The organism is Pseudomonas stagnisoli (assembly GCF_048595745.1).
Taxonomy (GTDB): Bacteria; Pseudomonadota; Gammaproteobacteria; order Pseudomonadales; family Pseudomonadaceae; genus Aquipseudomonas; species Aquipseudomonas alcaligenes_A.
Genome location: NZ_CP184361.1, coordinates 1,846,953 through 1,859,152 on the forward strand (window position 1 = coordinate 1,846,953; position 12,200 = coordinate 1,859,152).

The 12,200-nt window shown below is 65.1% G+C and carries 9 protein-coding genes; 5 read left to right on the top strand and 4 right to left on the bottom strand.

Annotated features, from left to right (window positions below; genetic code table 11):
* Nucleotides 1–9: 9 nt before the first annotated feature.
* The 4 genes from ACOAPY_RS08945 to ACOAPY_RS08960 all read right to left on the bottom strand — a co-directional run bounded on the left by ACOAPY_RS08945 (nucleotide 10) and on the right by ACOAPY_RS08960 (nucleotide 5,947).
* Nucleotides 10–2,628 (bottom strand): aminotransferase class III-fold pyridoxal phosphate-dependent enzyme, encoded by a 2,619-nt coding sequence (locus ACOAPY_RS08945; protein ID WP_465156269.1) that lies wholly within the window; start codon nucleotides 2,626–2,628, stop codon nucleotides 10–12.
* Nucleotides 2,629–2,634: 6 nt separating this feature from the next.
* A complete protein-coding gene (locus tag ACOAPY_RS08950) occupies nucleotides 2,635–2,886 on the bottom strand; it encodes an acyl carrier protein (protein WP_465156271.1) in 252 nt (83 codons plus the stop codon).
* Nucleotides 2,887–3,236: 350 nt separating this feature from the next.
* Nucleotides 3,237–4,100 (bottom strand): LuxR C-terminal-related transcriptional regulator, encoded by an 864-nt coding sequence (locus ACOAPY_RS08955; RefSeq protein ID WP_465156273.1) that lies wholly within the window; start codon nucleotides 4,098–4,100, stop codon nucleotides 3,237–3,239.
* Entirely contained in the window at nucleotides 4,097–5,947 is a 1,851-nt protein-coding gene (locus tag ACOAPY_RS08960) for a fatty acyl-AMP ligase (RefSeq protein WP_465156275.1), read from the bottom strand. Before ACOAPY_RS08960 ends, ACOAPY_RS08955 begins: the two co-directional genes overlap by 4 nt.
* A gap of 387 nt (nucleotides 5,948–6,334) precedes the next feature.
* On the opposite strand from ACOAPY_RS08960, the gene ACOAPY_RS08965 reads away from it, so the two are divergent.
* From ACOAPY_RS08965 to ACOAPY_RS08985, 5 genes are all read left to right on the top strand, one after another.
* A complete protein-coding gene (locus ACOAPY_RS08965; protein WP_465156277.1) occupies nucleotides 6,335–7,804 on the top strand; it encodes an amidase in 1,470 nt (489 codons plus the stop codon).
* Nucleotides 7,805–7,818: 14 nt separating this feature from the next.
* Complete coding sequence (locus ACOAPY_RS08970) at nucleotides 7,819–8,952, top strand: fatty acid desaturase family protein (RefSeq protein ID WP_465156279.1); 1,134 nt, start codon at nucleotides 7,819–7,821, stop codon at nucleotides 8,950–8,952.
* A gap of 64 nt (nucleotides 8,953–9,016) precedes the next feature.
* A complete protein-coding gene (locus ACOAPY_RS08975) occupies nucleotides 9,017–10,735 on the top strand; it encodes a vWA domain-containing protein (RefSeq protein WP_465156282.1) in 1,719 nt (572 codons plus the stop codon).
* Entirely contained in the window at nucleotides 10,736–11,320 is a 585-nt protein-coding gene (locus ACOAPY_RS08980) for an RNA polymerase sigma factor (protein WP_330100440.1), read from the top strand.
* On the top strand, nucleotides 11,317–12,186 hold the full coding sequence (locus ACOAPY_RS08985) for a hypothetical protein (protein WP_465156284.1): 870 nt from the start codon (nucleotides 11,317–11,319) through the stop codon (nucleotides 12,184–12,186). The genes ACOAPY_RS08980 and ACOAPY_RS08985 overlap by 4 nt, the downstream gene beginning before the upstream one ends.
* Nucleotides 12,187–12,200: the final 14 nt, after the last annotated feature.

Genomic DNA, 12,200 nt, shown 5'->3' on the forward strand with positions numbered 1-12,200 from the left:
TTCGGGGGATTAGCCGGCCATCTCGACCAGCTGCTCGACGGCGGGCGCGAAGCCAAAGTGCAGGGCCAGCTCGAAGATGGCTTCGGCCTCTTCCAGCGGTGGGCGCTTGCCGATGCTGTAATCACGCGTCTTGCCAGCCATGGTGAGCACCATGGTTTCGGCCAGGCAGCTGAAGGTCACGCCGGTGGGGAGGTCAGTGAGGTTCTGGTTGCCGAATCGGTAGTCGCGTTCGGGCAGGTGGATCAGGCCACCCTCGATGACGGTTACGTCCGGGCGCTGAGGCAGCGAGGTGCGGCCGATGTCCGGTGGCTGCGCGCAATCGCAGATGATCGCGTTGTGGTGCAGGGTGGCGGGGTCGATGAAAGCCGAGCCGTTGGAGGTGGCCGAGAGCACGGCTTCCAGCTTCGGCAGCCAGTGGCCGAGGTCGGAGGCGACCACCACCGGTGGCTGCACGGTGTGCTCACGGACCCGCGCATCGACGGCATCGAACAGTTCGCGCAGCTGGGCGTCGTCGCCCAGGTCGCGGTCGAGCAGTTGCTCCACCTGCTGCGCGGTCAACACTGCGGTGAGGGACTTGCCGATGCCACTCGGGTGGCCGCCATGGATACCGCGCAGGGCCGCTGCATACAGTTCGCCGCCGACCAACCGCAGTTCTTGCATGGCGCCCTGGTTGGCGGAGTTGCCGAGCAGCACCAGATGCTCGGAGAACTTGCCCAGACGCAGGCTGGCCAGGCGCCCTACCGAGCCGTAGGCACCGATCACCCCGGTCAGCCGCTTGGCCAATGGCGCGCCCCGGTTGGCGCAGGTGCTGAGCAGTGCGTCGACGCCGACCATGGCGGTCAGACTGTTGCCGGTGGTGGTATGGAAGCTGTCGTTGACTACGTCCAGGCCGGCATTGGAGATCACCGAGGTATAGGCACCCAGGCCGACGAAGTCGACGCCCAGCGGGCGCACCGCATCCAGATAGTTGTCGAGCAGCTTGCGCCGCTTGCTCAGGCTCAGGCGCATCAGGTCGCGCGGCTGCAGCAGGCTGCCGACCAGCCAGCCCTCCACGTAGTCGCCCTGGTCGTTGTAGACCTGACGGGCGTGGAAGGAAATGCCGGCGTCGAGGTCTGGCTTGGCCCAGTCGGAGAACTCTGCCAGCCAGTCCTGCATGAAGGCCTTCTCCTCTCCAGCGACGAGAAGAGCATCGACGACGTTGTCGCCGTTGACGCTCTCCTGGGTGGTGGGATGCAACAGGAAGGCGAAACGGCCCAGGCAGCGGCCGCTGCGCTCTTGGCCGCGGGCCCTGCTCTCCATGGGCGTCCGGGGGACCAGCGGCCAGCGCTGGGCGGGGAAGCCCTGGGCCTCGAGGATCAGACGGTGCTGCTGGTTGTGGGCGATCAGTTCGGCGGCGGCGGTCAGTCCGTCCACCAGCACGTCGATGTCGGTTTCCTCGATGGTCAGTGGCGGCTGGATGCGCAGCACGTTGCCTTCGTTCAGGGTCGGCAGGCAGTACACGCCGTGACGGCTCTTCAGGTAACCGCAGACGATTGGTACGAGGGCGCCGAAGGCGCTGGCCAGCGACAAGGTGTAGAGGCGCTCGCCGGTCCAGCGGCGGAACTTCAGACCGAGCATCAGGCCGCGCCCGTCAAGGCTCTCGAACACCTGTGGGTAGTGTTCCACCAGGCGCTGCAGGTGGCTGCGCAGATAGTTGCCGCGTTCGGCCGCCTGCCGCACCATGGCCTGTTCGTTGGCGGTCAGGTGCTCCAGCGCCGCCAGGCCGATGGCTGCGGTGAAGCCGTTCACGCCGAAGGTGGAACTGTGGTGGCGGTCGAAGTCGCGGCTCCAGCACTGCTCACCGTAGATGCAGGCGCCGATCGGCACCAGGCCGCCGCCCAGTGCCTTGGCCAGCAGTAGCATGTCCGGCTCGAGGCCATCGGCCTCGGCGGCGAACAGCCGGCCGGTGCGGCCCAGGCCGGTCTGGATCTCATCCAGCACGAACAGCGTGCCGTAACGTTTGCACAACTGCTGGGCGGTCAGCAGGTAACCGGCGGGCGCAGTGATCATGCCAGCTTCGCCTTGCACCGCCTCGACGAAGAAGGCGGCGGCCTTGTGCTCGCGCAGCACCGTCTCGAGGGCGGCCAGGTCGCCATAGGCGACGTGGGCGAAGCCGCTGGAGCGGATATGGAAGGGCTCGCGGTAGATCGGCTTGCCGGTCACGCCTACTGCGCCCTGGGTCTTGCCGTGGAAGCCCGTGTTGGTGCCGACGATCAGCTCGCGGTTGGTGGCGGCACGGGCCAGTTTGATGGCGGCCTCCACCGTCTCGGCTCCGCTGGTGGCAAAGCTGACCCTGGCCATCCGGCCGGGAGCAAGTTCGATCAGGCGCGCCGCCAGCCGCTCGGCCACAGGGTTGCCCAGGGGCTGGATGAATGAGGGGAGGCCGGAGTCGAGGAAAGCCACGGCTGCCTCGCGGATCTGCGGGGCACCATAGCCGAAGGGCACAGCACCGAACTGGCCGACGAAATCGATCAGCGTGTGGCCGCTTTCGGTGGTGATACGGGTGCCGCTGGCGCTGACCACCGTCTCGTCGAGCCCCGCGAAGTCGAGCAGTTCCTGGCGCGTTCTGTTGATTAGGGAAAGAGTCATGGCGGCTTACCTCGCACTCGCGGTGATGACGGAATGCAGGTGCTCGCTGATCTTGCGCACACTGTCGTGCTGATAGGCGAACTCAGGGTCCAGCGAGATGCCGAAGAGGTCTTCGAACTCGGCGGAAAGGCCGACGATGAGCACCGAGTCGACGCCCATCTCATGGAACGATCGTTCCAGGTCGAGAGCATTCAAGTCGACTTCCAGCAGGCCGGCCACGGTCGCCGTGACGGAGGCGGTTATTTCGTCGATGTGCACGTGTCCTCCACAAATTCCCTGTCCATATAAAGATCCATATCGCCACGATGTGGAATAAGGTTTCAGGCTTGTTAAGCGCGGCGGAGTAAAAGCCGCGGGGCGATGAATTGTTCTTATGCTGTTGTGCGGACTTACTCTCGAGGACAAGTGCTTCCTTGTGGGATATCACTTGGAGTTGCGATGTTCGGTGGAGGGTGCTTTGCGCTCAATACTCCAGTCGGAGTAATGGCGCTCGGTTAGCGGTGTAGCATTCATCAATTTATAACTACCCTGAAATATCCCGGGCGCACGGCAACATGGGACGGCAGTGCAAAACGGTCGTCCCACTAATTATGAGAAGGAGATATCTGTTAATCGTCGCAGAATAAGGCGGCGATCTGCGCGCGACTTGAGGCGTGCAGTTTGCTGAGGATGTTCTGCATGTGGGTCTTCACCGTCTTGTCGCTGATGCCGAGGATCTGGCCGATCTCCCAGTTGGTCTTGCCGCGTGCCACCCAGCGGGCGATCTCGGTTTCCCGGCTCGACAGCAGGGCGGATGGCTGCGGCGTGACCTTGTCGCTCTGCTTGGCGCCCCGCACCCGGTTCAGGGCAATGTGCAGGTAGGGCGCCAGTACGGTCATGCGTAGCTTGTTCTCGTGGCTGATGTCAGTCGAGGTATTGACGAAGAAGTAGCCGGTGTAGGTGTTGCGTTGCGGTCCGGGCAGCACCATCCAGGCCACATTGGCGATGCCGTGGCGATGGAAGATGTCGGCCCAGACGCATTCGGTCGGGGTTTTCAGCCCGCTGGTGGTGGTGAACTTGGGGCGTCCGTAGTGTTCGGCCAGGTCAATGTCCAGGGGCGGCACCATGCCGTCGTTGCCGACGATCTCGCGCAGGCAGTCCTCCGGCATGGCTTGCGTGTGGATCAGGTTGTGTACGAAAGCCCTGTGCGCCCTGAGCTTGCCACTGGCGAAAACGAAGTGCTGGCACGGCAGGTACTGGGCCAGCGCCTGCTGGGCGCGCAGCTTGAGGTCATCGACCGTGCGCGCCGAGGCGATGGCGGTCAGCATCCGCACTAGGCTCAGGCGTTCCTGGTCGGCTTCCGGCAGCATTGGTAGTAACGGCAGCGCGCGGCGCTCGCCGCCAAACAGTGCCGCCAGAGGCGCCCCCAGCGTGGGTGGGAGCCGGCTGGTAGCTGGGGCTCTTTGCAGGGCGCTGCCCGACAGGAAGCTCATGCTTCCAGGGTCTGGTTGCTGAGGGTGGCGTCGAGCAGCACGCGACCGCCGAGTTCGGCGACCACCACTTTCCTGCTCACCTCGATGTCGTCCGCCGGCAGCTCCTCATGCAGCGTGCGGATCAGTGGTTCGAACAGGCGCCGGCACTCCTGCCGCCTGACCTTGCCGCTGGAGGTGCGCGGCAGGGTGCCGCCGAACACCAGCAGTATCACGGGTTGCGCCACCCGATGTTGATGCCACAGCTCGGCCTTGATGTCGGCCAGGACGCGTGCCACGTCGAGCTGCCTGACAGAGCGCCGCTCCACTTCCTGGGCGACCACCAGTTGCTCGCTGTCGGCCAGCTCGACGCTGAATGCTGCGGAGCCGTCCGGGCGGAAACTCTCGTCGGCGCGGAACACCGAGCTCTCGATGTCGCCGGGATGGTGGTTGACGCCGTTGAGGATGATCAGGTCCTTCAGTCGGCCCGTCACGTACAGCTCGCCGTCGAGTAGGAAACCGAGGTCGCCGCTGTGGAAGAAACTGGCGTGTTGGGTTTGTTCCGGGCGTGCCGGGCAGAAGGCCTCGGCAGTGATGTCCGGGCGCCGCCAGTAGCCGTTGGCGACGCTGTCGCCGACCACGCAGATCTCGCCGACCCTGCCCTCGGGCAGACGTTCACCGGTCCGCGGGTCGCTGATGAAGGGCTCGTGGCCGGGAATACCACGGCCGCTGCTGACCAGGGTGCGTACCCGCACCTCCGGTGACTCCAGGACGAAGGCGCTGGGTACTGGTTCGGCGCGGTTGTCCTCCAGCAGTGGCGCGTGGAAGTGGCGGATCACCGGCTCGCGGGCGGCGCGGTCGCAGGTCACCAGCAGGGTGCCCTCGGCCAGTCCGTAGCAGGGGAACGCGGCACCACTCCTGAAACCGCAGCGGGAGAACTTGTTGTGGAACGACTCCAGTGTCTGCGCGCGCACATGCTCGGCGCCGTTGAAGGCGATTTCCCAGCCGCTCAGGTCGAGATTTTCCAGCTCCTCTTCCTTGATCTTCTTGATGCACAGCTCGTAGGCGAAGTTGGGGCCGCCGCTGATGGTGCCGCGGTACTTGCTGATAGCTTGCAGCCAGCGCAGCGGTCGCTGCAGGAAGTGGATCGGCGCCATCAGTGTGCAGGGATAGCCGACGTAGACCGACTGCAGGATGCCGCCAATCAGGCCCATGTCGTGATAGGGCGGTAGCCAGCTGATGTTGTGGCTGCCCTGATGGGTCGAGAAGTTCTCGTGAATGCTCTGCGAGTTATGGATCAGGTTGCCGTGGGTCACCACCACGCCCTTGGGCGTGCCGGTGGAGCCTGAGGTGTACTGCAGGAAGGCCGCGTCGGCGCGGGCGACCGCGACGGGGCGCCAGTCGCCAGCCGTCGTCTCAAGCTGGGTGATGTCCAGTACCTGCGTCGCCGGTGCCGTCTCGGCAAGCCTTGTGCGGATGGCCTCGGTGTCTTCACGGGTGGTCAGCGCTGCTGCCGGGTTGCAGTCGCCGAGGATGCCGTCCAGGCGATCGAGGGTTTTGGTGGCCCCAGGAGGATAGGCCGGCACCGCGATCAGGCCGGCATAGAGGCAGCTGAGAAAGCCGGTGACGTAGTCCAGGCCCGGCTTGAGCAGGATCAGCACGCGGTCGCCGGGGATGCAGTAGCGCTGCAGCGTGGCCGCTGCGGCACGGGCGGCGAGATCCAGTTCGGCGAAGGTGATGGTGACTTCGCTGTCACGCCCGTCCTGTAGAAAACGGTAGGCGATTCGGTCGGGGATTGTCCGCGCGTGGCGTTGAAGGCTCTCGGCAAAGTTGGCGTAAGAACCTTCCTGTTGATGCTCTTTCTGGATCATTTGCTAACTTTCCTGATCATTTATATCGATCTTCTCTGACCATTATTACGATCTTCCCCAGGCCGTCTGAATAGATGGCTTTGTACATTCATCCTGTTGAAGCGGCTATCCGAAGGGAATACTCCAAACGGCGTATATCTGCCATCTCTCTGCCTGCCGCATATTCGACAGGCGGGCTGATATGTCGACGAGTTCAATTTCCGCAGGACCTTAGCACTTTTAGTGCTCTTATTCTTGAACTGTCAGGTTTTGTATTTCGCGATGTTGCGTCGCAGGTAGCGCTATTTCATTGCGTCGCTTCGCTTAAGCACTGCGCATCAAGTTGTGCGGCTGTGCGATATTTTTAAGTTTCTGTTTAATTTAATTAACAGAAGTCAGGAGAGTGATATGTCCTTTGCCGAATATTCGGAATTCGATGCCCTCGGTCTTGCCGAACTGGTCAGGAAGCGTGAGGTGCAGCCCTCCGAACTGGTAGAGGAATCGATACGCCGCATCGAAGCTTTCAATCCCGCAGTCAACGCGGTGGTCTACAAGGCTTACGACAGCGCCCGGGCGGTGGCGGCCCAGCAGGACAAGAGCGCGCTGAGCGGCCCGCTGCATGGCGTGCCGTTCCTGCTCAAGGACATCCTCGGTGACTGCCAGGGCATGCCCTCGGCACTGTCGTCGCGCATGCTGCGCGGGCGTGTAATGGCGCAGGACTGCGAATTGGTCAGCCGTTGGCGCCAGGCAGGGCTCAACTTCATCGGCAAGTCGAACACCCCGGAGTTCGGCATCCTGCCGACCACCGAAGGTGCGTTCTACGGCCCGGCGCGTAACCCCTGGAACCTCGACCACTCGACCGGAGGCTCCAGCGGTGGCGCCGCGGCCGCGGTGGCCTGCGGTATGGTGCCGGCGGCTCATGGCAATGATGGTGGCGGCTCAATCCGTATTCCTGCCTCCTGCTGCGGCCTGGTAGGACTCAAGCCGACTCGGGCGCGCAACTCGCTGGCCCCGGATTTCGGCGAGCTGCTCAGCGGCCTGCTCGATGAGCATGTGCTGACCCGCACCGTGCGTGACAGCGCGGCTCTGCTGGACGCAACCCATGGCGCAGTGCCGGGCGATCCCTACCGTGCGCCGCCGATGAACGGTGCCTTTCTCGACGAGTTAGGCCGCGCGCCAGGGCGTCTGCGCATCGCTTTCTCCCGCATTGATCCGGCCGGCCGGCCGCTGCACCCTGACTGCATCGAGGCGGTGGAGAGCACTGCCAGGCTGCTCGAGTCGCTCGGTCATACGGTCGAAGAGGCACAGCCGCAGATCGAGGCCGAGAGCTTCGTCGGTGCCTTCACTACTCTGTGGTATTCCGGCATCGCCTTCGCCGTGGAGCTGATGACCCTGCAGCTCGGCCGGCCGCCGCAGGAGGGCGAGCTGGAGGGCCTGACCCGTGCCGTGCAGCAGCGTGGCCGCGCCGTCAGCGCTGTCGAATACCAGCTGTCCGAGTTGGTGCTGCAGCAGATCGGTCGTGAGATGGCGCGCTTCCATCAGACATACGACTGCTGGCTGACCCCGACCCTGGCGACGCCGCCGCTGCGTAACGGCGTGGTCGACGTTCAGGAGGGTGACCTGGACAAGGCCTACGCGCCGCTGCTGGATTACAGCCCCTTCACCGCCATCCACAACGCCTCCGGGCAGCCGGCCATTTCCCTGCCGCTGCACTGGAATGCCGCGGGCCTGCCAATCGGCCTGATGCTCAGCGCCGAGTTCGGTGGCGAGGCGCTGCTGCTGCGTCTGGCCGGCCAGCTCGAACAGGCGCAACCGTGGAAGCAGCGGCGCCCCGAACTGTTCCTGCAGCTGCAGGCCGCCGCGCCGACGCTGGCCTGAGCGAGGAGGGCGCGATGACGGTCCACGAGCCCCTGCGGCAACGCGATTCCGCGGCGGCCGCCGCCGTTCCCTGGCCCACCGACGCGCTGAGCCGCGAGGAGCTGGCGCGCTTCGGCAAGGAGCTGATCCGCCAGACGCTGCCCTTCACGGTCGAGGACCGGCGCCGCAGCTGGTGGCACTTCTGGACCAGCTTCGCGGCGCTCGCTCTGTTCGGCATTGGCGCCGCCACGCCGCTGTGGTGGCCGCTGCGCCTGGTGTTCAGCGTGCTGCTGGGCCTGGCGCTGGTGCGCATGTTCGTGCTGTTCCATGACTACATGCACGGCGCGATCCTGCGCGGCTCGCGCTTCGCCGACCTGTTCTTCAAGGCCTACGGCCTGATGCTGCTGGCGCCGCCCACCCTGTGGAAGCAGTCCCACGAATACCACCACGGCCACAGCTGCCAATACGTCGGCGCTGAGCAGGGGCGCCTGCCGCTGCTGTCCACCCACACCGATCTGGGCACTTTTCCGCTGATCTCCACCGAAGAATATGCCCGCGCCAGCACCTGGAAGCGCCTGCGCTACCGCATCGCGCGTCACCCGTTGATGATCCTGCTCGGCTCGCAGACCATCTTCGTGTTCAGCATCTGCCTGGTTTCGCTGGTCACCCAGCCCCGCCACCGCGGTTGGTCGTTGCTGGCGTTGTCGCTGAACCTGACGACAGTACTGCTGTTGTCCTACTTCGCCCCCGACCTGCTGCTATATCTGCTGCTGATACCCATCCTGGTTGGTTCGGCGCTGGGTGTGTACATGTTCTACTGCCAGCACAACTTCCCCGGCGCGCGTTACCCGCAGGGTGAGGACTGGGACTACGTGGAGACCGCGATCTACTCATCCAGCTACATGCGTACCGGGCCGGTCATGGCCTGGTTCACCGCCAACATCGGCTACCACCACGTGCACCATGCCAACTCGTCGATTCCCTTCTATCGCCTGCCCGAGGCGATGGCGGCGATCCCGGCGTTGCGCGAGCCGACAGTCACCACCTTAAACCCGCGTGATATCTGGCGTTGCCTCAGCCTCAAGCTCTGGGACCCGGTGGCCGGGCGTATGATCAGCTTCCGCGAGTTTCACCGACGCGCCGCAGAAGAAGTTTCGCAAACCGCTTAACCCGTATCGGCATGGCGCAGCGTCTACCCGGGCGAATGGATTTTTCGCCCGAGGAGACCCCAGCATGTCCAGCATCGTCCCCCAACCCCTACTCGCCAGTTTCGGCGCTACCCTGGTGCTGGGCCTGGCGGCCTGCAGCGCCTCCAACGATGAGTCTGCCGGGCCCAAGGTGGCCGAGCAGCCTGCCCGGCAGGAAGTGCTCCGCGAGGAGCTGGATGCCAACGCATCCTACGCTCAACCCTCGGTCGCGGCGGGATCGATGGAAGCCCGCAAGGCTGTGCCACAGCTTATGCCGATGATCGCCCCGGCGGCGCCGCTGGCCGACAATGCTGCCTTCGGCTACCAGGACGTCTACCGCGAGCAGTACCAGAAGATCGAGAGCAGCCCGGTGCAGGCCGTGGCCCAGCAGCCGGTATCGACCTTCAGCATCGACGTCGACACCGGCGCCTACGCCAACGTGCGGCGCTTCCTCAATGACGGCAGCCTGCCGCCCAAGGATGCCGTGCGCCTGGAGGAGCTGGTCAACTACTTCCCCTACGCCTATCCCAAGCCCGAGGGCGACGTGCCGTTCAGCGTCGCCACCGAGCTGGCGACCACGCCGTGGAACCCCGAGACCCGCCTGCTGCGGGTGGCGATCAAGGCCACTGAGCTGAGTGCTGGCGCGCTGCCGCCGGCCAACCTGGTGTTCCTGGTCGATGTATCGGGCTCCATGGACCGCCGCGAGGGCCTGCCGATGGTGCAGAGCACGCTCAAGCTACTGGTCGACCAGTTGCGCCCGCAGGACCGCGTAGCCCTGGTTACCTATGCCGGCAACGCCAGCGTGGTGCTGGAGTCCACCGCCGGTAGCGAGAAGGCCAAGATTCGCACTGCCATCGACCAGCTCAGCGCGGGCGGCTCCACCGCCGGCGAGTCGGGTATCCAACTGGCCTATCAGGAAGCGCAGAAGGGCCTGCTCAAGGGCGGCATCAACCGTATCCTGCTGGCCACCGATGGCGACTTCAATGTCGGCATCAGCGACTTCGAGACGCTCAAGCAGCTGGCGGCCGACAAGCGCAAGACCGGTGTGTCGCTGACCACTCTCGGCTTCGGTACCGACAACTACAACGAGCAGCTGATGGAGCAATTGGCCGACGCCGGCGACGGCAACTACGCCTACATCGACAACCTGCGTGAGGCGCGCAAGGTGCTGGTCGACCAGCTCAGCTCGACCCTGGCCGTGGTGGCCAAGGACGTGAAGATCCAGGTCGAGTTCAACCCGGCCGAGGTCAGCGAATACCGCCTGCTGGGCTACGAGAATCGTGCGCTGAAGCGCGAGGACTTCAGCAACGACAAGGTCGACGCCGGCGAGATCGGTGCCGGGCATACGGTCACGGCCCTCTACGAAGTGGTGCCGGTGGGCGCCAAGGGCTGGCTGGAGCCGCTGCGCTATGCCCAGGCCAATGAAAAACCGGGCAAGGCCGGCGAGATCGCCTGGCTGCGCCTGCGCTACAAGGCGCCAGAGGGCGGCGCCAGCCAGCTGGTCGAGCGGCCGATTGCCAGGGGCGAAGCGACGCCGATCAACCAGGCCAGCGAGGACCTGCGCTTCGCCGCGGCGGTGGCCGCCTTCGCCCAGCAACTCAGGGATGCCAAGTACACCGGCGACTTCTCCCTGGCCGACAGCGCCAGGCTGGCGCGCGGCGCCAAGGGCGAAGACCCGTTCGGCCTGCGTGGCGAATTCGTGCAGCTGGTCGAATTGGCGCAGAGCCTGCAAACTCCGCAAAACGTTCAAGTCAGGGCCGACTAATTGAACTCACCACTGATGGACGATGACGCCGCGCTGCTGCGGCGTTATCGCAACGGCGAGGCGGCCGCGTTCACGCAACTCTATGAGCGCCACCGCCTTGGCTTGTTCCGTTTCCTCCTCGGTTTGTGTGGCGACCATGCGCTGGCCGAGGAGGTGTTCCAGGACACCTGGATGAGCCTGATCCGCAGCGCCAGCGAGCAGCGCGAGGCGGTGCTGTTCAAGACCTGGCTGTACCAGATTGCGCGCAATCGCCTGATCGACCACTGGCGCAAGAGCGGTCGCCACCAGGGAAAGCTCGCTGAATACGATGAGGCGCAGCACGCCAGCGCCGACCCGGGCCCTGGCCCCGAGCAGCAGTTGCTGCTCAGCCGCGACCAGGAGCGTCTGCAGGCGGCGCTGGCCGACCTGCCCGAGGAGCAGCGCGAGGTGTTCCTCCTGCGCGCCCATGGCGACCTGGAGCTGGCGGAGATCGCCGAACTGACCCGAACCCCGGCGGAAACCGTGAAGAGCCGCCTGCGTTATGCGTTGAATAAGTTGCGTCGGCTGCTGGCCGATCCGGCTTCGGCCGAGGAGGTATCCGCATGAGCCAACAACCCCACGATCTGCAGCAGGAGCGCGAGCTGCTGGAGCATTTCCGCCAGCACAGCCAGGGCGAGCCTTCCGCCGCCGTGGATGCGCTGATCCTCGATGCCGCGCGCCAGGCCGTGAGCCCGCCGGCACCCCGGCCGAATCCTGTCCAGCGCCTGCATGCCTGGTTGTTCGGCGTCGGTAGCCGTACCCGCTGGTCGGTGGCCGTGGCGGGTCTGGCCGTCGTCGGTATCGGTCTCAACCTGGCGCTGCATACCCGCGATCAGTTGCCGCAAACCTACGACGCGCCGGCGCCGGCACTGCAGGAAATGGCTCCGGTCATGGAAGCGCGCAAGCAGAGCGCCGAGCCTGAGTATAAGAAGGCCGAGCAGGCGCAGCGCTCGAGCGCAGGCTCGACTTCTTTTGCCGTCTCGCCGGCGGCCAACGCCGCGCCAAGACCGATAGCACCGCCCACGCCGCAGGTCGCAGCGCCTGCTGGGGCGCTGGCTGATTCCGTAGCGCCGGTCGAGACCGATGTGGCTCGTGATCAGGCCCAGCCGACTGCCATGCTCAAGCAGAAGGCCCAGGCCGCAGCCAGAAGCAGTGAGGCTCTAGAAAAGCCCCTGGCAGATGCATCGCCCAAGGTGCTGCAAGAGACACTTAACGAGGACCAGCTGGCCGAAACCCTGGGGCATTCCGCCGTGCCTGAGGCGCCGCCACTGGAGCAGCGCCTACGCACTGTGCTGCAGCTGCGGCGCGAGGGTAAACAGGCCGAGGCGGACAGGCTGCTGGCCGCGCTGAAGCAGGAATTCCCGCAGCTTGACCTGGACTCAGAGCTGACGCGCCTGCAACGCGAAGCAGAAAAGCCGGCGAGTTCCCGCTAGGCATCGGGCAGAGC

Excerpts from the sequence above, each read along its gene's own strand:
- ACOAPY_RS08945 (WP_465156269.1), bottom strand. The coding sequence starts at position 2,628 with ATGACTCTTTCCCTAATCAACAGAACGCGCCAGGAACTGCTCGACTTC.
- ACOAPY_RS08955 (WP_465156273.1), bottom strand. The coding sequence starts at position 4,100 with ATGAGCTTCCTGTCGGGCAGCGCCCTGCAAAGAGCCCCAGCTACCAGC.
- ACOAPY_RS08960 (WP_465156275.1), bottom strand. The coding sequence starts at position 5,947 with ATGATCCAGAAAGAGCATCAACAGGAAGGTTCTTACGCCAACTTTGCC.
- ACOAPY_RS08965 (WP_465156277.1), top strand. The coding sequence starts at position 6,335 with ATGTCCTTTGCCGAATATTCGGAATTCGATGCCCTCGGTCTTGCCGAA.
- ACOAPY_RS08970 (WP_465156279.1), top strand. The coding sequence starts at position 7,819 with ATGACGGTCCACGAGCCCCTGCGGCAACGCGATTCCGCGGCGGCCGCC.
- ACOAPY_RS08975 (WP_465156282.1), top strand. The coding sequence starts at position 9,017 with ATGTCCAGCATCGTCCCCCAACCCCTACTCGCCAGTTTCGGCGCTACC.
- ACOAPY_RS08985 (WP_465156284.1), top strand. The coding sequence starts at position 11,317 with ATGAGCCAACAACCCCACGATCTGCAGCAGGAGCGCGAGCTGCTGGAG.